20 protein-coding genes are annotated in these 23,531 nt (G+C 71.2%); 7 read left to right on the forward strand and 13 right to left on the reverse strand.

Annotated features, from left to right (window positions below; translation table 11 throughout):
- The first annotated feature begins 37 nt into the window (after nucleotides 1–37).
- Nucleotides 38–2,254, forward strand: a complete 2,217-nt coding sequence (gene purL, locus DJ017_RS16665; RefSeq protein WP_111529773.1) for a phosphoribosylformylglycinamidine synthase subunit PurL — start codon at nucleotides 38–40, stop codon at nucleotides 2,252–2,254.
- A 10-nt stretch (nucleotides 2,255–2,264) separates the two neighbouring features.
- On the opposite strand, the gene DJ017_RS16670 is transcribed toward purL, so the two are convergent.
- Nucleotides 2,265–3,062 (reverse strand): enoyl-CoA hydratase/isomerase family protein, encoded by a 798-nt coding sequence (locus DJ017_RS16670; protein WP_111529774.1) that lies wholly within the window; start codon nucleotides 3,060–3,062, stop codon nucleotides 2,265–2,267.
- A 179-nt stretch (nucleotides 3,063–3,241) separates the two neighbouring features.
- Here DJ017_RS16670 and DJ017_RS16675 point away from each other — a divergent pair, with 179 nt between their 5' ends.
- A complete protein-coding gene (locus DJ017_RS16675; protein ID WP_111529775.1) occupies nucleotides 3,242–3,874 on the forward strand; it encodes a YceI family protein in 633 nt (210 codons plus the stop codon).
- 147 nt (nucleotides 3,875–4,021) lie between these two features.
- Here DJ017_RS16675 and DJ017_RS16680 read toward each other — a convergent pair whose 3' ends face one another.
- Nucleotides 4,022–4,255: a hypothetical protein gene (locus DJ017_RS16680; RefSeq protein WP_111529776.1), complete on the reverse strand. Its 234-nt coding sequence runs from the start codon at nucleotides 4,253–4,255 to the stop codon at nucleotides 4,022–4,024.
- Between the two features lie 74 nt (nucleotides 4,256–4,329).
- The gene (locus DJ017_RS16685; RefSeq protein WP_111529777.1) at nucleotides 4,330–4,971 is read right to left on the reverse strand and encodes a sulfotransferase family protein; all 642 of its coding nucleotides are present in this window, start codon (nucleotides 4,969–4,971) and stop codon (nucleotides 4,330–4,332) included.
- 206 nt (nucleotides 4,972–5,177) lie between these two features.
- On the opposite strand from DJ017_RS16685, the gene DJ017_RS16690 reads away from it, so the two are divergent.
- Complete coding sequence (locus DJ017_RS16690; protein WP_111529778.1) at nucleotides 5,178–7,508, forward strand: ATP-dependent helicase; 2,331 nt, start codon at nucleotides 5,178–5,180, stop codon at nucleotides 7,506–7,508.
- Here DJ017_RS16690 and DJ017_RS16695 read toward each other — a convergent pair.
- Entirely contained in the window at nucleotides 7,505–7,930 is a 426-nt protein-coding gene (locus tag DJ017_RS16695) for a DUF7662 domain-containing protein (RefSeq protein ID WP_111529779.1), read from the reverse strand. The genes DJ017_RS16690 and DJ017_RS16695 overlap by 4 nt on opposite strands.
- A 116-nt stretch (nucleotides 7,931–8,046) precedes the next feature.
- Here DJ017_RS16695 and DJ017_RS16700 point away from each other — a divergent pair, with 116 nt between their 5' ends.
- Both DJ017_RS16700 and DJ017_RS16705 read left to right on the forward strand, forming a co-directional pair.
- Nucleotides 8,047–8,487 carry a hypothetical protein gene (locus tag DJ017_RS16700; RefSeq protein ID WP_111529780.1) on the forward strand — a complete coding sequence of 147 codons (441 nt, stop codon included), beginning with the start codon at nucleotides 8,047–8,049 and terminating at the stop codon, nucleotides 8,485–8,487.
- A 33-nt stretch (nucleotides 8,488–8,520) separates the two neighbouring features.
- Nucleotides 8,521–9,387, forward strand: coding sequence for a 50S ribosomal protein L11 methyltransferase (locus DJ017_RS16705; protein WP_111529781.1), 867 nt, complete (start codon nucleotides 8,521–8,523; stop codon nucleotides 9,385–9,387).
- On the opposite strand, the gene DJ017_RS16710 is transcribed toward DJ017_RS16705, so the two are convergent.
- The gene (locus DJ017_RS16710) at nucleotides 9,384–9,728 is read right to left on the reverse strand and encodes a GIY-YIG nuclease family protein (RefSeq protein ID WP_111529782.1); all 345 of its coding nucleotides are present in this window, start codon (nucleotides 9,726–9,728) and stop codon (nucleotides 9,384–9,386) included. The two genes, DJ017_RS16705 and DJ017_RS16710, sit on opposite strands and share 4 nt — an antisense overlap.
- Nucleotides 9,729–9,837: 109 nt before the next feature.
- Here DJ017_RS16710 and DJ017_RS16715 point away from each other — a divergent pair, with 109 nt between their 5' ends.
- Together DJ017_RS16715 and DJ017_RS16720 are read left to right on the forward strand one after the other, a co-directional pair.
- Nucleotides 9,838–11,652 (forward strand): aminopeptidase P family protein, encoded by a 1,815-nt coding sequence (locus tag DJ017_RS16715; RefSeq protein ID WP_111529783.1) that lies wholly within the window; start codon nucleotides 9,838–9,840, stop codon nucleotides 11,650–11,652.
- A gap of 5 nt (nucleotides 11,653–11,657) precedes the next feature.
- Complete coding sequence (locus DJ017_RS16720) at nucleotides 11,658–12,494, forward strand: class I SAM-dependent methyltransferase (protein ID WP_111529784.1); 837 nt, start codon at nucleotides 11,658–11,660, stop codon at nucleotides 12,492–12,494.
- On the opposite strand, the gene ligA is transcribed toward DJ017_RS16720, so the two are convergent.
- The 8 genes from ligA to ftsA form a co-directional block, all read right to left on the reverse strand.
- Nucleotides 12,491–14,575, reverse strand: a complete 2,085-nt coding sequence (ligA, locus tag DJ017_RS16725; RefSeq protein WP_111530150.1) for an NAD-dependent DNA ligase LigA — start codon at nucleotides 14,573–14,575, stop codon at nucleotides 12,491–12,493. The two genes, DJ017_RS16720 and ligA, sit on opposite strands and share 4 nt — an antisense overlap.
- A gap of 27 nt (nucleotides 14,576–14,602) precedes the next feature.
- On the reverse strand, nucleotides 14,603–16,300 hold the full coding sequence (gene recN / locus DJ017_RS16730; protein WP_111529785.1) for a DNA repair protein RecN: 1,698 nt from the start codon (nucleotides 16,298–16,300) through the stop codon (nucleotides 14,603–14,605).
- A 247-nt stretch (nucleotides 16,301–16,547) separates the two neighbouring features.
- Nucleotides 16,548–17,582, reverse strand: coding sequence for an outer membrane protein assembly factor BamD (locus DJ017_RS16735; protein WP_377284552.1), 1,035 nt, complete (start codon nucleotides 17,580–17,582; stop codon nucleotides 16,548–16,550).
- Nucleotides 17,583–17,791: 209 nt separating this feature from the next.
- Nucleotides 17,792–18,685, reverse strand: a complete 894-nt coding sequence (lpxC, locus tag DJ017_RS16740; protein WP_111529786.1) for a UDP-3-O-acyl-N-acetylglucosamine deacetylase — start codon at nucleotides 18,683–18,685, stop codon at nucleotides 17,792–17,794.
- A gap of 188 nt (nucleotides 18,686–18,873) precedes the next feature.
- Complete coding sequence (locus DJ017_RS16745) at nucleotides 18,874–19,092, reverse strand: hypothetical protein (protein WP_111529787.1); 219 nt, start codon at nucleotides 19,090–19,092, stop codon at nucleotides 18,874–18,876.
- An 81-nt stretch (nucleotides 19,093–19,173) separates the two neighbouring features.
- The gene (ftsZ, locus tag DJ017_RS16750) at nucleotides 19,174–20,661 is read right to left on the reverse strand and encodes a cell division protein FtsZ (protein WP_111529788.1); all 1,488 of its coding nucleotides are present in this window, start codon (nucleotides 20,659–20,661) and stop codon (nucleotides 19,174–19,176) included.
- Nucleotides 20,662–20,966: 305 nt separating this feature from the next.
- Nucleotides 20,967–22,205 (reverse strand): BaiN/RdsA family NAD(P)/FAD-dependent oxidoreductase, encoded by a 1,239-nt coding sequence (locus DJ017_RS16755; protein ID WP_377284588.1) that lies wholly within the window; start codon nucleotides 22,203–22,205, stop codon nucleotides 20,967–20,969.
- The gene (gene ftsA, locus DJ017_RS16760; RefSeq protein WP_165830664.1) at nucleotides 22,184–23,521 is read right to left on the reverse strand and encodes a cell division protein FtsA; all 1,338 of its coding nucleotides are present in this window, start codon (nucleotides 23,519–23,521) and stop codon (nucleotides 22,184–22,186) included. Before ftsA ends, DJ017_RS16755 begins: the two co-directional genes overlap by 22 nt.
- Nucleotides 23,522–23,531 lie beyond the last annotated feature (10 nt).

Genomic DNA, 23,531 nt, shown 5'->3' on the forward strand with positions numbered 1-23,531 from the left:
ATCGCGCTTGGACGCGAAGACCGCTAGAAGCCCGCCCATGAGCGCCCAGCCCTCCAAGACCATGGCCCAGACGGCCGCCGAGTTCGGGCTCAAGCCCGAGGAATACGACCTCATCGTCAAGCGGTTGAACCGCGAGCCGAACCACGTCGAGCTCGGGGTCTTCTCGGTGATGTGGTCGGAGCACTGCTCCTACAAGTCGAGCAAGCGCCAACTCGGCAAGTTCCCGACCACCGGCCCGAAGGTGATCTGCGGCCCGGGCGAGAACGCCGGCGTCATCGACATCGGCGACGGCCCCGACGGGACCAAGCTGGCCTGCATCTTCAAGATGGAGTCGCACAACCACCCCTCCTACATCGAGCCCTACCAGGGCGCGGCGACGGGCGTGGGCGGCATCATGCGCGACGTCTTCACCATGGGGGCGCGGCCGGTGGCCCTGCTCAACGCCCTGCGCTTCGGCGACCCCAGCCATCCGAAGACCAAGCGCCTGGTCTCCGGCGTGGTCGCCGGCATCGGCGGCTACGGCAACTGCGTGGGCGTGCCGACCGTCGCCGGCGAGACCAACTTCCACCGCGGCTATGACGGCAACATCCTGGTCAACGCCATGTGCGTGGGCCTCGCCGACGCCGACAAGATCTTCTATTCGGCCGCCCCGGCGCCCGGCCTGTCGGTGGTCTATTTCGGGTCCAAGACCGGCCGCGACGGCATCCACGGCGCGACCATGGCTTCGGCCGAGTTCGACGACGCCTCGGAGGAGAAGCGCCCGACCGTCCAGGTCGGCGACCCCTTCGCCGAGAAGCTCCTGATCGAGGCGACGCTCGAGCTGATGGCTTCCGGCGCCGTGGCCGCCATCCAGGACATGGGCGCGGCCGGCCTGACCTCCTCCTCGGTCGAGATGGCCGGCAAGGGCGGCGTCGGCGTCGAGCTCGACCTCGACGCCGTGCCCCAGCGCGAAGAGGGCATGAGCGCCTACGAGATGATGCTGTCGGAGAGCCAGGAGCGGATGCTGGCCATCCTCAAGCCCGGCCGCGAGGCCGACGGCTATCGCATCTTCGAGAAGTGGGGCCTCGACGCCGCGGTGATCGGCAAGACCACCGAGACCGGCCACCTGGTGCTGCGCCACAAGGGCGAGGTGGTCGCCGACGTGCCGCTCGCCCCGCTGTTCGACGACGCCCCGGCCTACGACCGTCCCTGGACCGCCCCCAAGGCCCAGCCCCGGCTTGCTCCGTCCGACGTGGCCGAACCCGCCGACTACGCCGACGCCGTGCTCAGGCTGATGAGCGCTCCGGACATGGCCTCCAAGCGCTGGATCTGGGAGCAGTACGACCGTCACGTCATGGCCGACACGCTGGAGGATTCGGCCACCGGGGCGGACGCTGGCCTAGTGCGCGTGCACGGCACGAAGAAGGCGCTCGCCGTCACCTCCGACGTCACCCCGCGCTATGTGCTGAACGACCCCTACGAGGGCGGCAAGCAGGCGGTGGCCGAGGCCTGGCGCAACATCACCGCCGTGGGCGCGACGCCGATCGCCATCACCGACAACCTGAACTTCGGCAATCCCGAACGACCCGAGATCATGGGCCAGATCGTGCGCGCCATCGACGGCATGGCCGAAGCCTGCCGGGCGCTCGACTTCCCCGTCGTGTCGGGGAACGTCAGCCTCTACAACGAGACCAACGGGGCGGCCATTCCGCCCACGCCCACGGTCGGCGGCGTCGGCCTGATCGAGGATTACGCGGCCCACGCCGACTTTTCGAACATGAAGGCCGGCGACCACCTGGTGCTGATCGGTAAGACCGAGGGCGAACTCGGCGCCTCGATGTTCCTGCGCGAAGTCCTCGGCCGCGAGGACGGCGCCCCGCCGCCCGTGGACCTGACGGCCGAGAAGCGGACCGGCGACTTTGTGCGCGACGCCATCCTCTCGGGTCAGGTCCGCGTCGTCCACGACCTCGCCGACGGCGGCCTGATCGCCGGCGCCGCCGAGATGGCGCTGGCGTCGGGCGTGGGCGTCCAGCTCAACGCCCACGACGAGCTGCCGGCCCATGCCTGGCTGTTCGGCGAGGACCAGGGCCGCTACCTCGTGGCCACCCCCGCCGCCGACGCCCTGCTCCAGGCCGCCGAGGCCTGCGGCGTCTACGCCCACGTGGTCGGCGAGGCTGGCGGCGACGTCGTGGCCGTCCCCGGCCTCTTCAGCCTGGCGCTCACCCGCCTGCGCGAAGCCAACGAGGGCTGGCTGCCGAGCTACATGGAGAGCTGATCTCCGTTCTTCAGCGGCCCTGGAACACGGGCTTGCGCTTCTCGAGGAAGGCGCGGCGGGCCTCCTGGCCGTCCTCGCTGCCGAACGCCTTACGGATATTGGAGACCTCGTAGCGGAGCTGGCTCTCCATCTCGACGCCTTCCATGGCGCGGACCATGCCGCGCTTCAGCAGGCGCAGGGTGATCGGCGACCAGGCGCAGAGCTCCTCGCAGTAGGCCGCCAGCCGCTCGGCGAAGGCCGCATCGTCCACCGCCTCGCCGGCCATGCCCCAGGCGACGGCTTCTTCGCCGACCAGGGTGCGGTTCTCCATCATGAAGCGCATGGCCTTCTCGTAGCCCATGGCCTGCGGCAGGGTGATGGTCAGGCCCGCGTCGGGCGATCCGCCGATCCGGGTGTAGCCGGCCATCAGCCGCGCGGACCGGGCGATCAGGCGCACGTCGGTGGCCATGGCGAGGCCGAGGCCCGCCCCAACGGCCACGCCGTTGATCCCGCCGACCACCGGCTTGTCGCAACGCTTGCGGATGGCGAGCAGGAAGTTACCGACCCAGCCGATGTCGTCGAGCTGGGCGGTCATCGGCGAATAGGGCGTGTAGGGCTCGGAGTCCGGCGTCAGGTCGAGGCCGGCGCAGAAGGCGTCTCCCGAGCCGGTGATCGCCACCACCCAGACATTGTCCTCGGCCGCCGCCTGGTCGACCGCCTCGACCACGCCCCAGGCCAGCTCCAGGCTGAGCGCGTTCTTCTTCTCCGCGCGGTCCAGAGTGATCGTCCGCACGTGGCCCGCGTCGGCCACCTTCACCAGCCGGGTCATCGGCCCCTCCCCTTCGTCCTTGCTGCCGCCAGCATAGGAGATCGACGCCGCGGCGGAAGGCCTGCCGGCATCGCGATCGTTTCCGGATCGGAGACAATCTTCTGCGCAATGACCGGATAGTCGCGCACGCAGGAAAGGCTCATCTCGGCATCTTCCTTTTCCGCTTCGATGAGTCCCGGATGTCCCCCACCCTCGCCCGCCGTTCGTTCGCCCTCGCCGGGGCCGCCGCCCTGGCCGCCGTCGCCTTCAGCGCCCCGTCCTTCGCCCAGCTCGTCCGCGAGCCGGCCGCCGTGCAGGCCGGGACCTACAAGGTCGAGCCCAACCACACCCGTGTGCTGTTCGCGGTGAACCACATGGGCTTCTCGACCTGGTACGGGAACTTCACCCACGCCTCCGGCGGCCTGACCCTCGATCCGGCGAAGCCCGAGGCGAGCAGCCTCTCCGTCACCGTGCCGACCGCCTCGGTTGAGACCACCAACACCGTGCTCGACGGCGAGCTGAAGAGCGCCGACTGGCTGGACGCGGCCAAGTACCCGACCGTCAGCTTCAAGTCCTCGAAGGTGACTCTCACCGGGCCGGGCCAGGCGGACGTCGCCGGCGAGCTCACCCTGCACGGGGTGACCAAGCCCGTCGTGCTGCATGCGAAGTTCAACGGCGCCGGCGTCAATCCGCTCGACAAGGCCTACACCGTCGGCTTCGAGGTCTCTGGCAAGATCAAGCGCAGCGACTTCGGGGTGACCAAGTACGTCCCGCTGATCGGCGACGACGTCGACATGATCATCAGCGCCGCCTTCGAGAAGCAGGCGGGCTGAGCGGCTGCGCCAATCCTCCCCTCAGGGGGAGGTGGCCCGAAGGGCCGGAGGGGGTTGAAGCCCCTCCGCTGCCCTGTCCCTCAAACCCCTCAGTCGCTCCGCGACAGCTCCCCCTGAGGGGAGCATCTGTTGCGCTTCGAGCGCCCCTCACCTCGGCGTCGGCAGCGGGAGCTTGGGGACGTGCGGACCCTCGGGCGGCGGGGCGTCGGGGTTCGGCAGGGCCGGCCCACGCGGCAGCGCGACGTCGGCGCGCAGGGCTTCGCCCATCAGCCCATGCGCGCCGCTGAGCGCCAGCCAGAGCAGGACGATGGCGAGCATGGCCACCGCTCCCGCCAGGAAGGCGATCCAGGTGCGTTGGCGCGGGTCGCTGGTCTGGGCCACGGGTACGCTCGGCTCCTGGCCGGCCTAACGGCGCCTGGCGGCCGCGGTTCCGCGCAGACGCTCGGGACGAGGTGTCAGGCGGATCCGGCCGCCGGCTCGAACCGCCGCGCCATCTCGTGGTCGATCCGGCCCTGGAATTCCTCGGTGGAGTTGACCTTCGGCATCGGCGTGTCCGGGACCTCGACCTCCAGGAAGGCGCAGAGCGGCTCCCATCCCTGGGCGACCTCGTAGACCAGCAGGCGCTCGGGCGGGATGACCTCGCGCACGCGGGCATTGTGGGCCTGGTACACCGAGACCAGCTTGTCGTGGTCGTGCATGCGCCAGTCGAACAGGCGGGCGACGACCTTGCTGACCATCTGCGTCCAGGGATCGTCGCTCTCCGGCGGCATCTCGCGCGCGAAGATCGTCGCCTGGGTGGACCTGAACCAGCTTTCCGGATCGCGCTCGGTGAGGATGACCTTCGCCTCAGGGTAGGCTGCGGCCAGCTCCTCGTAGAACGTCGCCGTGGGCCAATCGACGGCGGAAGCGTAGCCTTCGAAGATCGCGGGCCAGTCGGGGCGCCCGTCCGCCGCCGCGCTCCAGAGCGGGATCGAATCCGGATGCGCGAACACCTCGACCATATGGTGGCACGGCCCGAAGCCCAGCTGTTCGAGGGCCAGCTTGAGGGACATGGTCCCCGTGCGGCCGTAGCCCGCACCGATCACCTTCAGCGTCACGGCATGCCTCCATTCGATGGGCGCCCAGGGGAGCGCCAAGGGCCGGCCTCCGAGCGCGACCGGGCGTCCCGCCCAGGCTAGGCACAGTGAGGACGCCGGCGAAAGCCGTCATCTCCGCGACGCGCCGGCGCGTCGCCCTGGCCAGACCGCCGATCTCGGGCGCCAAGACCCTGCACCGCCTCGTTTTTCGGACTATATTTGTTCCGATGTCCGAGTCCGGCCCCCTCTTCGATCCGCCCGTTCCGCGTGTCAGCGACCTCGCCCGGGCGCAGCCGCCCTCGGGCGACTACCTGCATGGGCTGAACCCCGAGCAGCGCCAGGCCGTCGAGGCCACCGAAGGCCCGGTGCTGGTGCTGGCCGGCGCCGGAACCGGCAAGACACGCGTGCTGACCACGCGCCTCGCCCACATCCTCGCCGCCGGCCGGGCGCGGCCGTGGGAACTGCTGGCGGTCACCTTCACCAACAAGGCCGCGCGCGAGATGCGCGAGCGGATCGGGGCCATCATCGGGCCGGCCGCCGAGGGCCTGCGCTGGCTCGGCACCTTCCACTCGATCGCCGCCCAGATCCTGCGCCGGCACGCCGAGCTGGTGGGCCTGAAGTCCAACTACACCATCCTCGACGACGACGATCAGGAGCGGCTGATCAAGCAGCTCCTCGAGGCCGAGAACATCGACGCCAAGCGCTGGACGCCCAAGGCCCTCGCCGGGATGATCGACCACTGGAAGAACCGCGGCTGGACGCCCGACAAGCTGCCGCCGGCCGAGGGCGCCCACTTCGCCAACGGCAAGGGCGAGAAGCTCTATCGCCTCTACCAGGAGCGCCTGCGGGTGCTGAACGCCTGCGACTTCGGCGATCTCCTGCTGCACAACCTGACGATCTTCACGGCCAACCCGGACGTGCTGGCCGAGTACCACGACCGTTTCCGCTACATCCTGGTGGACGAGTACCAGGACACCAACGTCGCCCAGTACCTCTGGCTGCGCCTGCTGGCCCAGAAGGCCCAGAACATCTGCTGCGTCGGCGATGACGACCAGTCGATCTACGGCTGGCGCGGCGCCGAGGTGGACAACATCCTGCGATTTGAGCGCGACTTCCCGGGCGCGACAGTGATCCGGCTGGAGCGCAACTACCGCTCCACGAGCCACATCCTGGCCGCCGCCTCGGGCCTCATCGCCGCCAACAAGGGTCGGCTCGGCAAGACGCTGTGGACCGAGGCCGAGGGCGGCGAAAAGGTCATCGTGCGCGGCGTCTGGGACGGCGAGGCCGAGAGCCGGCTGATCGCCGACGAGATCGAGACCGCCAAGAAGAAGGGCCGGCGCTACCGCGACATCGCCATCCTGGTGCGCGCCTCCTTCCAGATGCGCGCCTTCGAAGAGCGCTTCGTCCTGCTGCAGATCCCCTACACGGTGGTCGGCGGCCCGCGGTTCTTCGAGCGGGCCGAAATCCGCGACGCCCACGCCTACCTGCGGCTCATCCAGTCGGAGGACGACGACCTCGCCTTCGAGCGGATCGTCAACCAGCCCAAGCGCGGCATAGGCGACACTACCGTCCAGAAGCTGCTGCAGGTCGCGCGGCTGAACGGCGTCAGCGCCAGCCTGGCGGCCCGCCAGATCGTGCTCACCGACGAGTTGCCGGCCCGCACCCGCACCTCGCTCTCCAACTTCCTGCGCGATCTCGACCGCTGGCGGATCGAGGCCGACCGCATGCCGCACCAGCGGCTGATGGAGCAGGTGCTGGAGGAGAGCGGCTACACCGACATGTTGCGGCTCGACAAAAGCCCGACCGCCCAGACCCGGCTCGAGAACCTAAAGGAGCTCGTCCAGTCGATGGGCGCGTTCGACAGCCTTCAGGCCTATCTGGAGCACGTGTCCCTGGTGATGGACCTCGATCGCGGTCCCGCCGCCGACGCGGTGCAGATCATGACTTTGCACTCGGCCAAAGGGCTGGAGTTCCCTCTGGTCTTCCTGCCGGGCTGGGAGGAAGGCGTCTTCCCCTCCCAGCGCTCGATGGACGAGAAGGGCGAGAAGGGGCTGGAGGAGGAGCGGCGCCTCGCCTACGTCGGCATCACCCGCGCCCGCGAGGAGGCGCGGATCTCCTTCGCCGCCAACCGCCAGGTCTATGGCCGCTGGACGAGCCAGCTGCCGAGCCGGTTCGTGGACGAGCTGCCGCTGGCCAACGTCGAGGCCTCGTCAGAGACCGGGTATTATGGCGGCGGCCCGGGCATGCAGCAGCACGGCAGTCGATGGGACGAGGCGCCGAGCTTCGGGGCCGGCTATTCCTCTCCCGGCTGGCGGCGCGCCCAGCAGGCGGGCTATCGCGGCACGCACCCCGGCCGCCAACAAGTGATCGAGGGCGAAGGCCGGCTCGTCGCCGTGTCGGAGACCAGCGCGTCGAGCGCCTACAGGCGCGGCGACCGGGTGTTCCACATGAAGTTCGGCTACGGCGCGGTGACCGGCATCGAGGGCAACAAACTCACCGTCGCCTTCGAGAAGGCCGGCGAGAAGAAGGTCATCGACAGCTTCGTCGAGAAAGCCTAGCGCCGCCGCAGGGCGATCAGGGCGCCGAGGCCGGCCACTAGGGCCGCGCCGGCGGCGACCAGACCCCACTTCGGCGCGGGTCGGTTGGTCGGCTCGACCTGCGCCACCACCTCGGGCCCCTTGGCCGCCTCGGCGACCGCCGCCTGCACTTGCGGCCGCATCACGTCGGGCGCGCCGGAGAGCTCGGCCTCCGACACCGGCCTGCGGAAGGTCACCATCTCGGCCGGCCGGTCGACCTCGGCCACCTCCCAGCCGGCCGCCATCCACGGCTTGTCGGGCGCATTCGACCACCAGGCGGCGCCGCCGCGGGCCGACTTGGGCAGGGGAAAGCCCAGGGCGTCCTCGATCTCAGCGAAGCTCGCCCGCCATTCATCTCCGGCATGGCGGCTCAGGCGCTCGGTCAGCGGCAGGTACTTGCTCATGCGTCCAGGATCTCCCGTCGCCTGAACGCGCCAGCCCATGCCGGGGCGCCAGCTTGGCCCTGAACCAATCACCGTCCTTGCGCGCTCTAGGGCCGCGTTGGAACGGAGATATTCGAGTGAAGACGGTCCTCACCGGGGCGGGCATCGCACTCACGGCCGGACTGCTGATGGGCGCCGTGGCCAAGCCGGACCTGCGGGCCGACGACCGCCCGGAAGGCCCGCAGGTGATCGCCGGCTGGGCCGGCGTGCGCTCCACCGGACCGTTCGACGATGGCCAGACCTTCGCCAGCTACCAGGGCCAGCTGCCCGACTATGTGCTGGGCACGGACTGGAAGAAGTCCCTCGCGCCGCCGCCGGAGCTCCGCCCGATCCGCGTCGCCCGCAGCGACGACGCTCCGCCGCCCCCCGAGCCGGTGGTGATGACCGCCGCGGCGTACGAGGAGCCCGGGCGCGATCCGGTCTTTCCGTCACTGCAGGGCGGCCAACCCTACGGCATGGACCTGCTGCCGCCGGCGCACGATGGCGAGGATGGCGGTGCGGAGGGCGACGCGGACTAGCTCCGCCGCTCGCGGCCCGCTAGACGGGGCGCCATGAGCGACCAGGCCGTCCAGATCATCGCCCGCGGCGCCCGCGCCGAAGCCGAAGCCGCCGCCGCCGCGCTGGACGGCGACCCCGCCACGGAGGCCCTCACCTACTCGATCCTCGAGGAAGACGAGGACCGCGGGATCTGGCGCATCGACGCCTTCCCCAACGAGCCGGAGGAGCAGGCCGCCATCGAGGCGGTGCTGCGCCGCTACAAGGACCTGCGCGTCACCGTGGAGAAGCTGGCCGACGCCGACTGGCTGGCGATGTCGCTCTCGGGCCTGCCGCCGGTGCGGGCCGGCCGCTTCTTCGTCTACGGCGCCCACGACAAGGGCCTCGTGCCGCCCAACGCGGTCAACCTGCGCATCGAGGCGGGCGCCGCCTTCGGGACCGGCCACCACGGCACCACCGTCGGCTGCCTCTTCGCCTACGACCGGCTGCTGAAGCAGCGCCGCTTCGAACGCGTGCTCGACGTGGGCTGCGGCACCGGCGTGCTGGCGATCGCTGCCGCCCGAACCGGCAGCCGCGTGGCGCTGGGCACCGACATCGATGCGCCCTCCGTGCGGATCGCCAACGAAAACGCCGACCTCAACGCCGCCGGCGCCCGGTTTGTCCACGCCAGCGGCCTGAACGCCTCGGTGGTGCGCAGCCAGGGTCCCTATGACCTGGTGTTCGCCAACATCCTGGCCCCGCCGCTCGTGGCGCTGGCGCAGGACATCAAGGGCGCGCTGAAGCCCGGCGGCATCGCCATCCTCTCGGGCCTGCTGCGCACCCAGGAGCGGCGCGTCCTGGCGGCCTATCTCTCCCGCGGCTTCCGGCTGGAGCGCCGGTTGCACCGCGACGCCTGGTCGACGCTCACCCTGCGCCGGGCCTAGCCGGCGACCTTTCCCGCGCCGAGCTGATCGCGCCAGCGCTGCTCGGCGTCCTTCAGCCTGAGGCTGAGGGCGAGCGCGCTGAGGTCCTCGTCGTCGATGGTCTCCAGCCGCTCGAGAGCGAAGGCGGCCTCCCCGTGCGCCTTCCACGCGGCCTGCATCACCTTGTTCGGATGGGTCCCCAGCCGCAGTCCGAACCACAGGCCGTTCTGCTGCTGGTCGAGGTTGCGCGAGGCGCCGACCCACACCTGGCCGCTCGCCGCGCAGCGGACGGCGAAGATCCCCGCCGGGCGCTTGGTCTCCTTGTACTGGCGAAGGGCCTCGCGGCGGCTCTGCTTGTCCATTCGACGGCGATAGTTCGGCGGGGCGGGTTTGTCAATTTTATCCGGGATAAAATAGCGCGCGAAAAGCGATGCCCTTTGCCCTCCGCAACGGAAGGGCTACATCCCAGGAATGCGCCAAACCTTCGACGAATCCACCGATCCCTCCTTCGGTCCGAAGCACGTTCCGCTGATCCGTCGGGCCATGGCCCAGCAGGGCCTCGACGGCGTGCTGGTGCCGCACGAGGACGAGCACCAGAACGAATACCTGCCCGCGGCCAACGACCGGCTGGCCTGGGCCACCGGCTTCACCGGCTCGGCCGGCGCGGCGGTGATCCTCAAGGACCGGGCGGCGATCTTCGTGGACGGCCGCTACACGCTGCAGGTGCGCGACCAGGTAGACGCGGACCTGTTCGAGATCCGCGATCTGGTGGAAGGCGGCGTTCCGGCTTACCTCGAGACCGCCGCCAAGCCGGGCGCCCTGATCGGCTACGACCCACGCCTGCACAGCCCGGACGCCCTGGAGCGGCTGAAGTCCGCCGCCGCCCGGGCCGGCGCGGAGCTACGCCCCGTGACGCCCAATCCGGTGGATGAGGCCTGGGGCGCGGCCCGGCCGCCGCAGCCGCTGGCGCCGGTGCAGCCGCACCCGCTGGACTACGCCGGCGAGGATTCCTCCTCCAAGCGCCACCGGCTCGGCGAACTGCTGCGCAAGCATGGCGCCGAGGCGACGGTGATCACGGCGCCGGCATCGATCGCCTGGCTGTTCAACATCCGGGGCGGCGACGTGATCCGCTCGCCCCTGCCACTGTCGCAGGCCATCCTCAACGCCGACGGATCGGCGCGGCTGTTCCTCGACCCGCAGAAGGTTACCCCCGAACTGCCGACGTGGCTGGGCAACGAGGTGCGGCTGGAGACCCCCGGCGACCTCTACGACGCGATCGGCGACCTCAAGGGCAAGAAGGTGCTGATCGATCCGTCGATCTCCTCGGCCTGGTACTTCGAGGCGCTGTCGGCGGCCGGCGCCCAGGTGCTGCGCGGCGAGGACCCCTGCGCCCTGCCCCGCGCCTGCAAGAACCCGGTGGAGGTGGAGGGCAGCCGCAAGGCCCACGCCCGCGACGGCGTCGCCCTGGCCCGCTTCCTCTACTGGCTGGCCACCGACGGCCAGGCGAACCCGCCGGACGAGGTGGAGACCGTCTCCAGGCTCGAGGCCTTCCGCGAAGAGACCGGCGCCCTGAAGGATCTCTCCTTCGACACGATCGCCGGCGCGGCGTCCAACGGCGCCATCGTCCACTACCGACCCACGGAGCGGCTCAACAAGCGGGCCGAAAAGGGCTCGCTGCTGCTGGTCGATTCCGGGGCCCAGTACCTGGACGGCACCACCGACGTGACCCGCACGATCGCCATCGGCGAGCCGACCGCCGAGATGCGCCAGCGCTTCACCCTGGTGCTGAAGGGCAACCTGGCGCTGGCCCGGGTGCGCTTCCCGGCCGGGACCACGGGCTCGGCGCTGGACGTCCTGGCGCGTCAGGCGCTGTGGGCCCACGGGCTCGACTACGACCACGGCACCGGCCACGGCGTCGGCTCCTACCTCGGCGTGCACGAGGGCCCGCACCGGATCGCCAAGGCGCCCAACGCCGTCGCCCTCCGCCCCGGCATGATCGTCTCGAACGAGCCGGGCTACTACAAGGAAGGCGCCTACGGGATCCGCATCGAGAACTTGCAGGTGGTGACGCCGGCCGAGCCGATCGACGGGGGCGACCGGCCGATGCTGGGCTTCGAGACCCTGACGCTGGCCCCCATCGACCGCCGGCTGATCGACACCGCCCTGCTCACCGACGAGGAGCGCCGCCAGGTCGACGCCTACCATGCGCGGGTGCTGGAGGTGGTGGGGCCGAAGAGCCCGGCCGAGGTCCGCGCCTGGCTGGCGCAAGCCTGCGCGCCGCTGTGACTCCGATGAGCGAAGCGCCCAACGCCGGCCAGGTCGCCTACTGGAACGAGACGGCCGGCCGGACCTGGGCCGACGCCCAGGCGCCGCTCGACCGCCAGCTCGCGCCGCTCGGCGCGCGCGGCATCGCCGAGCTCGCCCCCACGAAGGGCGAGCGCATTCTCGACATCGGCTGCGGCGCCGGGGCCAGCAGCCTCGCCCTCGCCGAGGCCGTGGGGCCCAGCGGTGAAGTGCTCGGCCTCGACATCTCCGGCCCGCTGCTGGCTCTGGCGCGCCGGCGGGGCGAGGGCCGGCCGCAGTTGCGCTTCGAGCAGGCCGACGCCCAGACCGCCGCCCTGCCGCCGGCCGGCTTCGACGGGGCGTTCTCGCGCTTCGGGGTGATGTTCTTCGCCGACCCGACGGCGGCGTTCGCCAACATCCGCAAGGCCCTGAAGCCCGGCGGCCGGCTCGCCTTCGTCTGCTGGCGTCGGCCCGACGAGAGCCCGATCATGACCCTGCCGATGCAGGCCGCGCTGCCGCACCTGCCGGAGCCGCCGCCCCCGCCGACGCCGGGCGCGCCGGGCCCCTTCGCCTTCGCCGATCCAGAGCGCGTTCAGGCGATCCTGACGAGCGCCGGGTTCGGCGACGTCGCGATCACGCCCTACGACGAGAAGGTGGGCGCCGGCGACCTCGCCACCGTCCTCGACCTCGCCTTCCGGATCGGCCCGCTCGGGGCGATCCTGCGCGACCGGCCCGAGCTGCGGCCGCAGGTCGAGGCCGCCGTGCGCGCCGCCTTGGCGGAGCACGAGGCGCCTGACGGCGTGAAGCTCAACGCCGCCGTCTGGATCGTCGCCGCCCGCGCCTAGGCGCCGACCATCTCCAGCCACTCGTCCTCGGTCATCACCTGGATGCCGAGCTCAGTGGCGGTCTTGAGCTTGGAGCCTGCGCCGGGCCCGGCGACGACGATGTCGGTCTTCTTCGATACCGAGCCGGAGACCTTCGCCCCCAGCCGCTCGGCCTGGGCCTTGGCCTCATCCCGGGTCATCCGCTCCAGCGCGCCGGTGAAGACCACCGTCTTGCCGGCGACGGCGGTGTCGGTCTTGGGCTTCTCGGCCTCGAGGACGGTGAGCTGGGCGCCGAGGTCCTCGACCATGGCCCGGTTGTGGTCCTCGGCGAAATAGGCCGCCGCCGCCTCGATCACCGCGTCGCCGATCTGGTCCATGGCGTCGAGCTCCTCGATCGCCTCCGGATCGCGCCCGGCGACCTTGTCCATGGCTTCCAGGAAGTGCGCCACCGTGCCGTAGCCGCGCGCCATCACCACGGCCGTGGTCTCGCCGATGTGGCGGATGCCGAGACCGTAGATGAAGCGGTCCAGCGGAATGGTCCGCCGCGCCTCGATGCCGGCCAGCAGGTTGCGGACGCTGACCTCGCCGTAGCCCTCGGTCCCGAGGAGCTCGTCCCGGTGCTCGTGGAGGCGGAAGATGTCGGCCGGCGAATTGAGCCAGCCGCGCTCGGAGAAGGCGGTGAGCTGCTTTTCGCCGAGACCCTCGATGTCGAAGGCCCGCCGCGAGACGAAGTGACGAAGGTGCGCCAGCTTCTGGAAGGGGCAGGCGAATTCGCCCGAGCAGCGGCGGACGACGGTCTCGGCGCCCGAGGCGGTCGTCTCGCGCACCACCTCGGTGTGCAGCGGACACGGACAGGTGTGCGGGAAGGCGTAGGGTTCGGGCGCCGGCTTGGGACGCTCGTCCAGCACCACGGAGACGATCTGCGGGATCACGTCGCCGGCCCGCTGGAGGATCACCGTGTCTCCCACCCGCGCATCGAGGCGCGCGATCTCGTCGGCGTTGTGCAGGGTGGCGTTGGTCACCACGACGCCACCCACCGTCACCGGCGTCAGGCGGGCCACGGGCGTCAGGGCGCCGGTGCGGCCGACCTGGATGTCGATGGCTTCGAGCACGGTGCGCGCCTGCTGGGCCGGGAACTTGCGGGCGATGCCCCAGCGCGGCGCGCGCGAGACGAAGCCTAGGCGGTTCTGCCAGTCCAGGCGGTCGACCTTGTAGACCACGCCGTCGATGTCGAAACCGAGCTTCGGCCGTTCCGCTTCCATGGCGCGGTAGGCGTCGAGCAGGCCCTCAAGGCCATGCACGCAGCGGCTCTGCGGAGTGGTCTCGAAGCCCCATGCCTTGAGCTTCTTGAGCGCGTCTGACTGGCTGTCGGCGAAGGGCTCGCTGATCAGGCCCCAGGCGTAGGCGAAGAAGCGCAGGGGGCGGGTCGCCGTGACCTTCGGATCGATCTGGCGCAGCGAGCCGGCGGCGGCGTTGCGCGGGTTGGCGTAGGTCTTCTGGCCGGCGGCGGCCGCGGCCTCGTTGAGCGCCGCGAACTCCGCATGGCCGAGATAGATCTCGCCGCGGACCTCGATGACCTCGGGCCAGCCCTCGCCCTTCAGGCGCTTGGGGATCTCGCCGATGGTGCGGACATTGGCGGTGACGTCCTCGCCCACCCGGCCATCGCCGCGGGTGGCGGCGCGGACGAGCTCCCCCTTCTCGTAGCGGATCGAGCAGGACAGGCCGTCGATCTTCGGCTCGGCGGTGTAGGCCACAGGATCCTCACCGAGCTTGAGGAAGCGGCGGACGCGGGCGTCGAACTCGGCCGTGTCCTCGTCGGAGAAGGAGTTGTCGAGGCTGAGCATGGGCACGCCATGTTCGACAGGCGAGAACTGCTCGGCGCGAGCCGCACCGACGCGCAAGGACGGCGAATTCTCACGGATCAGGTGCGGGAAGGCCGCCTCGATTGCCGCGTTGCGCTGCTTGAGCGCATCGTAGTCGGCGTCGGAGATCGAGGGCTCATCCTGCTGGTAATAGCGGATGTCGTGCTGGGCGATCTCGTCGGCGAGGCGGGTCAGCTCCTCGACGGCTTCGGCTTCGGTGAGGTCCGCGACGGGCTTCATCATCGGCTCCCTCTTAAGGGAGTCCCGTCAGGCATGCATCAGGGCTCGGGCGGCGGCGCGGGCGGCGTCGGTGATCTCCGCGCCGGAGAGCATGCGGGCGAGCTCCTCTTCACGCTCGGCGGCGGAGAGCGGCTCGACGGCGGTGCGCAGCCGCTCGCCCTCCCCGGCCTTGGCGATGCGCCAGTGCGCGTCGCCGCGGGCCGCCACCTGCGGGCTGTGGGTGACCACGAGGACCTGCGCGTCCGCGGCGAGGCGCTTGAGGCGCAGACCGACGGCGTCGGCGACGGCGCCGCCGACGCCTTGGTCGACCTCGTCGAAGATCATCAGTGGCTGGGGGCCGGCGCCGCGGCCGGCGAGCGCGGCCTTGAGGGCCAGGGCGAAGCGGGCGAGCTCGCCGCCGGAGGCGATGGCAGCGAGGTCGCCGAAGGGCGCGCCGGGGTTGGTGGCGATCTGGAAGGCCACATCGTCAACACCTGCCGGCCCGGCCCGGGCCTCCGCCAGCGGCTCGACCGCGACCTGGAAGCGGGCCTTCTCGAGCTTGAGGGGGGCGAGCTCGGCCATGACGGCGGCGGCGAGCCGGTCGCCGGCGGCGCGGCGGGCGGCCGAGAGGGTCCCGGCGGCGGCGAGGTAGGCTGAGCGGGCGGCGGCGAGCGCGGCCTCGGCGGCCTTCAGCTCGTCGCCGGAGGTCTCGACGGCGCGCAGCCGCTCGGCGAAACGGGCGCGCAGGGTGGGCAGCTCCTCGACGCTGACGCCGAGCTTGCGGGCGAGCCCCCGCAGGTCGAACAGCCGCTCCTCGGCCTTCTCCAGGCGATCGGGCTCGAACGCGAAGGCCTCGGCGGCCAGGTCGATGGCGGCCTCAGCCTCCTGGGCCTCGATGAGCACCCGGTCAAGGGCGGCGGAGGCTTCGGCCAGGCGCCTGACGGCGGCGACCTCCTCGGCGGCGCCGGCCGAAAGGGCGCGCTCGCGGGCGCGGTCGAGGGAGCGGACGGCCCCGGCGACGCGCGCCGAGAGGCCGTCGAACACGTCGCGTGCGGCGCCGATCTCGGCCAGGGACTTCTCGGCCGCGCCCAGCAGGGCGCGCTCGCCGGCGAGTTCGGCCTCCTCGCCCTCGCGCGGATCCAGGCGCTCGATCTCGGCGAGGCGCAGGGTCAGCTCCTCGGTCTCGGCGGCGGCCTGGTCCACCAGGCGGTGCAGCTCCTCGACCTTCTGGCGCGCCTCGCGCCAGCCGTGCCAGGCGGCCTTCACCGCCTCGACCTGGCCGGCGAGCCCGCCGAAGGCGTCGAGCAGCGGCCGATGGGTGCGGGCGTCCAGCAGGCCGACGGTCTCGTGCTGGCCGTGGACCTCGAGCAGGGCCTCGCCGATCTCCTTCAGCACGCCGACGCCGGTCGCCTGGTCGTTGACGAAGGCGCGACTGCGGCCGTCGGCCGAGAGGGTGCGGCGAAGCACGAGGTCCTCGTCGCGGCCGTAGGAGAGGCCCTTCTCCTCGAGGATCTCCCAGACCGGATGGTCGGGCGCGGGCGCGAAGACGGCGGAGGCGGCGGCCTGGGCGGCGCCGCGGCGCACGAGGCCGGCGTCGGCGCGGGCGCCGGTGGCCAGGCCCAGGGCGTCGAGGATGATCGACTTGCCGGCCCCGGTCTCGCCGGTGAGCACGGTCAGGCCCGGGCCGATGGACAGGTCCAGGGCCTCGATCAGGACCACGTCGCGGATCCACAATCCGATCAGCATGGGTGCGAGGATCGCCCGGAATCAGCGCCCGACCAAGGGCGGCCCTGCGGAATATCGATCACGGTTTGTTCTTTATTTCAAGAGACGAAGAGAACCACGGACCTCACCGATCGACACGGATGGCGGCCTTCGGCCGGGAACCACGAAAGGCACGAAAGACACGAAAGCCCGCCGGCAAGCACAAGTGGTCCGCAAATGAAGAGGGCGGCCCAAGGCCGCCCTTTCGTGCTTTTCGTGTTCTTCGTGGTCAGCCGAAGGGGTGGAAGATGGAGCGCCTCTTCTTCGGCTTCTCGGCGGGGGCGTCGGTCTTCGGCGTCTCGGCCGGAGCGGCGGCCGGAGGCGGGGCGGCCTCGGTCTTGGCCTCGACCGGCTTGGCTTCGGACGGCGGCTTGATGGTCTGTTCCTTGTCGTGCCGGAACGGCATGTGGAACAGGCCGCGCTTGCCTCTGGCCGTCGGCTCGACGGCGGGCTTCAGCCCGCTGCTCGTCAGCAGCTTGTAGGCGTCGGCGTACCAGGGATCGCCCGGGTAGTTGTAGCCGAGCACGGCGCCGTTCTTCTTGGCCTCCTCGACGAGGCCGAGGGTCAGGTAGGCCTCCACCAGGCGATAGAGCGCCTCGGGGGTGTGGCTGGTGGTCTGGTAGCGGTCGACCACGCCCTTGAAGCGGTTGATCGCCGCCAGGGTATCGCCCTGCCGCAGGTAGTAGCGGCCGATGGTCATTTCCTTGCCGGCGAGCTGGTCGTTGACCATGTCGATCTTCAGCCGGGCGTCGGTGGCGTATTCGGTGTTCGGGTAGCGCTGGACGACGTCCTTGAGGTTGTCGAGCGCCTGGCCGGTGGCCGCCTGGTCACGGCCCACGTCGACGATCTGCTCGAAGTAGCAGACGGCCTTCAGATAGTGGGCGTAGGCCGCGGCCGGGTTGCCCGGATAGAGCTGGATGAACCGGTCGGCGTCGGCGATCGCCTCGGCGTAGTTGTTCGACTCGTAGTGGGCGAAGGCCTGCATCAGGATCGAGCGGCGGGCCCACTCCGAATAGGGGTGCTGGCGCTCCACCTCGCCGAAATAGTCGACGGCCTGGTTCCACAGGCGGCGGTCCATGTAGTCCGCGCCCGTGGCGTAGAGCAGCTCGACCGGCCGCTCCTCATAGGCAAGCTGTGGCTTCTTCTTGCCCTTGCCGGCGCAGCCGGCGACCGCGAGTGCGCAGAGGGCGGCGACCAGCGCCGGGCGAGCCCACGAATTCCGAACGACGAGCACCTTCACCTCAAGGACAGACCGCGCCCCCACGCGAGGACTCCGCTTCTACACCACGTCGATAGGAGCGCAAACGGAACGGCGCCGCATATCCCTTCCCGTTCACAGGAAGGGGGGACCGCAGCCGAGCGAAGCGGAGAGCGGCGGTGGGAAGGGCCGGCTTCTGCAGTGCGCATTCCGCCCCCTCCGTCATCCGCTCCATGGCGGATGACACCTCCCCCGTCGAACGGGGGAGGAGCGGATCAGACCGCCTGCTTCAGCGGCTCGGCGAAGGTGCGGTAGCGCCAGGCGGTGGGTTGGGCGGCCAGGGCGCGGACCAGGAGGTTGTTCATGGCGTGGCCGGCGAGCTCGCCCTCGAAGCGGCCAAGGATCGGGGCGCCGAGGACGTAGAGGTCCCCGATGGCGTCGAGGGCCTTGTGGCGCACGAATTCGTCAGGGCGACGCAGGCCCTCCGGGTTCAGCACCCGGTCGCCCTCGATCACCACCACGTTCTCCATGGAGCCGCCGCGGGCCAGGCCCATGGCGCGCAGGGCCTCGACCTCGTGCAGGAAGCCGAAGGTGCGGCAGTCGGCGAGCTCGTCGCGGAAGGCCTGGCCGTCCATGGCGAGGTCGATCGTCTGCGTGCCGATGGCGGCGGTCGGAAAGCGGATCTCGAAGGCGACTTCGAAGCCCTCGGCGGGCTTCAGCGCGGCGCGCTTGTCGCCTTCCACGACCTCGACATCCTCGAGGACCTCGATGAACCGGCGCGGGGAGTCCTGCATGCGCGTCCCGGCGCGGTCGAGCACCTTGATGAAGGGCAAGGACGAGCCGTCCATGATCGGCATTTCGGGCCCGTCGATCTCGACCACGGCGTTGTCGACCCCGGTCATGACCAGGGCGGCCATCAGGTGCTCGATGGTGGAGACGGTGACGCCCGCATCGTTGCCGATGACGGTGCCGAGCTGGGTCTTCACGACGGTGTCGGGCGCGACCAGCACCCGGTTGTCCTTGTCGATGACGTCGGTGCGGACGAAGACGATACCGGTGTCGGCCGCGGCCGGGCGCACGGCGACGCGCGTGTAGGCGCCAGTGTGCACGCCGACGCCGGCGAAGGTCGCCGGGCTGCGCACCGTATGCTGATAGGCGTCTGCGGCCACGCTTGAAACCTTCCGAATCTGATCAGCCGGCCCTGCCGACCGAACTCGCCCCGCAGCTTGGTTAAGCCGTATGCGGCGGCGCAGCAAAACAAGCCCTGTTTCGCAATGTTTCGCTTTGGGAAGGGTTAACGGGCCCGCCCCTCACGCACCCACAAACATGTGGACGCACAAGGGGTTAGGCGAACGGCCTATTCGGCCAGGTAACGTCGGGACCCGACGAGGACGTCGGCGCGGTCATGGACCGTCACTCGGGCGTCGTCGCCGACCGCCGCCAGCCGCGTGGCCAGGCTGCGGGCGTGGGCCTCGGCCTCGCGGCCGGAGAGGAACATCACCGGTTCCAGGTCGTCGAGGGCGACCCGCCAGCCGCCCGCCGCAGGGGCGACGACGATGAGATGGTCATGCCGCATGAAAACACCTCCCGGAAAGACGCCGGGAGGTGTTGTACGCCGGCCGGGGGCCGGCGGCATTCGCCTATGATGAGATCGGGGCTAGTTGGCTAGCCGACGCAGGAAGGAGGGGATCTCCAGATCCTCGGCGGTCTCGGCCTGGGCGTCGGGCTGGGCGACCTCGAGCGGCTGGGCGCCGCCGCGGCTGGCCATCGGACGCGGGGCCGGAGCCGCCGGGGTCTCGTAGCGCTGGCGACCGCCGCCGAACATCGACAGGAACCCGCCGCGCGGCTTGCGGCTCTCGAAGGCCGGCTCGGCGAACAGCGGCTCGTCGTCGACCTCCTCGTCGGCCACGGACGGGTCGACGATGCGGGTGATCGGGGCGTTGATGACCGGCTGCGGCGCCGCCGCGGCGACCGGGGCCGGCGCGGCCGCGGCGAACAGGCCGGGCTGCTCCTCCTCCAGGGCGGGAGCCTCGGCGGCGAGCGGCTCGGCGGCGATCTCGGCGGCCACCGGCTCGAAGGCCGGAGCGGCTTGGGCCAGCGGGGTCGGCTCGGCGTCGACGCGCAGCGCCGGGGCCTGCAGGGTGCGGCGCTCGGGCTTGGGCTCGATGGCGGCAATCGAGGCGCCGTCCATGCCGGTGGCGACCACCGACACGCGGATCATGCCGTCGAGGGTCGGGTCGAAGGCGGCGCCGAAGATGATGTTGGCTTCCGGGTCGACCTGCTCGGAGATGGCGTTGGCCGCCTCGTCGACTTCCAGCAGGGTCATGTCGAGGCCGCCGGTGACGTTGACCAGCACGGCCTTGGCCCCCTTCAGCGAAACCTCGTCGAGGAGCGGGTTCTGGATGGCGTTCTGGGCGGCCATCAGGGCGCGGTCCTCGCCCACCGCCTCGCCGGTGCCCATCATCGCCTTGCCCATCTCGGTCATCACCGTGCGGACGTCGGCGAAGTCGAGGTTGATGAGGCCGGGCAGGACCATCAGGTCGGTGATCGAGCGGACGCCCGAGTGCAGGACCTGGTCGGCCATGCCGAAGGCTTCGGCGAAGGTGGTCCGCTCGTTGGCGACGCGGAACAGGTTCTGGTTCGGGATGACGATCAGGGTGTCGACGTAGCGCTGCAGCTCGCCGATGCCGGCGTCCGCCAGGCGCATGCGGTGGCGCCCCTCGAAGTGGAACGGCTTGGTGACCACGCCCACCGTCAGTATGCCGCGCTCGCGGGCGCACTTGGCGATGATCGGGGCCGCGCCGGTGCCCGTGCCGCCGCCCATGCCGGCGGTGATGAAGACCATGTGGGCGCCGTCGAGGTGCTCGCCGATCTCCGGGATCGACTCCTCGGCCGCGCTCATGCCGACCTCAGGATGGGCGCCCGCGCCGAGGCCCTGGGTGACCTGCACGCCGAGCTGGATGCGCCGGTCGGTCTTGGCGAACTGGAGCTGCTGGGCGTCGGTGTTGGCGACGACGAACTCCACGCCCTCGAGGCCCGCCTCGATCATGTTGTTGACCGCGTTGCCGCCGGCCCCGCCGACGCCGAAGACCACGATCCGGGGCTTCAATTCCGTCGCCCGGGGCGCTGTGAGAGAAATCGTCATGGGGACCCCTGCCGTCCTGACCTGCCGCTTTGGCCGTTTGCCGCTTTCAGGAGCCCGCGACCGCCCGCGGAACACCTGCTCCTTAAGGATGGGTTTACTAGGCGACCGACATCCTTAATCGAGGGTTAAGGCCATAGCGTGAGTCGGCGCGCGGGCGAGGCCGCGGATTCCTCAAAAAACGCTTGTGGGACAAGGAGAAGCGCGAATCGCCAGCTTCCCCTGCGACGGTCTGTCCGAAGCTTAACGGCAAAATTTTCCCAGCAAAGAACCACTTGGCCGATTCGCGGTCTGCGAACGCTGGAGCTTCACCTTTCCCGAGGCGGCGGCGCGGGCGGGAGACCGAGCCACGTCAACACGCCTTCGGCGGCGGCGCGGCCGGTGGCGAAGGCGCCCTGCAGGAGGTAGCCGCCCGTGGGGGCTTCCCAGTCAAGCATCTCGCCGGCCACGAAGACGCCGGGCAAGGGCCTCAGCATCAGGGTCTCATCCACCTCGGACCAGGCGAGGCCCCCCGCCGAGGAGATGGCGCGGTCCAGGCCGCGCGGCGCGGTCAGGGTGACGCGGACGTCCTTGATCGCGGCGGCGAGGTCGGAAGGCAGCTCGCCGCCGTTCGCCTCGCGCACCAGGCCGATGGCGACCGGCGAGAGCCCGGCGGCCTTGCGCAGGAAGTTGGCCATGGACTGACCGCCGCGGGGCGGGGCGAGGCGCTCGCGCAGGCGCGCCTCCGTGAGATCGGGGCGAAGGTCGAGGTGGAGCACCGCGCGGCCGTCGCGTTCGATGGCGTCCCGCAAGGGCGCGGATAGGGCGTAGATCGCCCCGCCTTCCAGGCCGTAGGCGGCGACCATCGCCTCGCCCCGGAGGGCCCGGCCCTCGAAGCTGAGCGCCAGGGGCTTCAGCGGCGCGCCGGCGAAGCGGGTGCGGAAGGGCTCGCTCCAGCGCACCTCGAAGCCGCAGTTGGCCGGCCGGAAGGGGGCGAGCGCGAGCCCGCGCCGCGCGAGGATCTCGGCCCAGGCTCCGGTGGACCCGAGGCGCGGCCAGCTCGCGCCGCCCAGCGCCAGGACGACGGCGTCGAACCGCTGGACCTGACCGTCGGCGAAGGTGATGGCGCCGGCCTCGTCCCAGCCGGTCCACTCGGCGCGGGTGTGGATGGTGACGCCGAGGGCTGCGAGCCGGGCCAGCCAGGCGCGCAGCAGGGGCGAGGCCTTCATCGCCTTGGGGAAGATGCGGCCGCTGGTGCCGACGAAGGTGGGCTGGCCGAGGGCTTCGGCCCAGGCGACCAGGGTCTGGGGCGGATAGGCTTCGATGATCGGGCGCAGGCGCTCCGCGGCCGCGCCGTAGCGGGCGAGGAAGCGTTCCAGCGGCTCGGAATGGGTGAGGTTGAGGCCGCCGCGGCCGGCGATCAGCAGCTTGCGCCCGACGCTCGGCATGCGCTCGAAGACCGAGACGCGCAGGCCGGCGGCGGCGAGGGTCTCGGCGGCCATCAGCCCCGCCGGGCCACCGCCGATGACCGCCGCGGTGACGGCGGTCAGAGGTTCTCGCGCAGCCAGGCTGCGGCCTTGGCGACCGGGTTGGCGCGCGGGTCGAGCGGCTCGCGCTTGAGCTTGGCCGAGGTCAGGGCCTTGGACGAGACCGCCTCGCGGGGGCCGAAGGCGGCGCGGTGCAGGACGCCGGCGGCGGCGGTGAAGGCCGGGCCCGAGGCGGCGTCGGCCAGGTGCGGCACCCGGCGCGGACGGCCCAGGCGCACGGGCCGGTCGAAGACCCGCACGGCGACTTCCCGGACCCCGGCGAGCTGGCTCGCGCCGCCGGTCAGGACCAAGCCCGCCCCCGGCTCGATCGGAGCGCCGGACGCCTTCAGCCGGTCGCGGAGCAGCTCCAGGGTCTCCTCGACCCGCGGGGCGATGATGCCCTTCAGGAGCGAGCGCGGCGCGACCACCGGGCCGGCGCCGGGATCGTCGCCGCGCGGCGGCGCCTCGATCATCTCACGGTCTTCGTTGGCCGACGCGATGGCCGAGCCGTGCAGGGTCTTGATGCGCTCGGCGCCGGCGATGGAGGTGGAGAGGCCCCGGGCGATGTCCTGGGTCACGTGATGACCGCCGACCGGCACCGTCTCGACGTGCACGAGGCTGCCCTGGTTGAACACCGCCGCCGAGGTCGAGCCGCCGCCCATGTCGATGCAGACGCTGCCGAGGTCCATCTCGTCCTCTTCGAGCGCGGCCAGGGCCGAGACGAAGGGGGCGGCGACGACGCCCTCGAGCTGGAGGTGGGCGCGCTCGACGCAGGCGCCGAGGGTGTGGAAGATGCTCTCGGCGATCGAGACCACGAGCAGCTCGACGCCGAGGATGCGGCCGAACATGGCGCGCGGGTCCTTCACCCCGCCCTGCCCGTCCACCGACCAGCCGACCGGCAGGATGTGGACCGCCCGGCGGCCGGGCAGCTTGATCTGGGCCAGGGCGTGCTGGATGGCGCGCACGAGGTCGTTGTCGCCGATCGGCCGCGCGCCGATGGAGACGCGGCCGGCGACGCGGTGGGAGGACAGCTGGCCGCCGCCGGTGGCGACGGTGACGCCCTGGACCGAGAGCCCCGCGACGGTCTCGGCCCGCTCCACGGCCTGGGCAATGGCGTCCGAGGCCTCGTCGAGGTTGACGATGGCGCCGCCCTTCACGCCGCGCGACTGGACATAGCCGACGCCGGCGGTGGTGAGGGTGCGGTCGCCGCGGCGCACGCCATCCGGCTTCATGATGAAGCAGGTGACCTTCGCGGCGCCGAGATCGACGGCGGCGACCACGGGCGGTCGCACCAGGGCGGCCTTCAGCCCTTCACGAGCGTCCTTCTTCGCCTCGGGTTTGGTCGCCAGCTTCAGCATTCTCTTCGTC

This window comes from Phenylobacterium soli (assembly GCF_003254475.1).
Lineage (GTDB): Bacteria > Pseudomonadota > Alphaproteobacteria > Caulobacterales > Caulobacteraceae > Phenylobacterium > Phenylobacterium soli.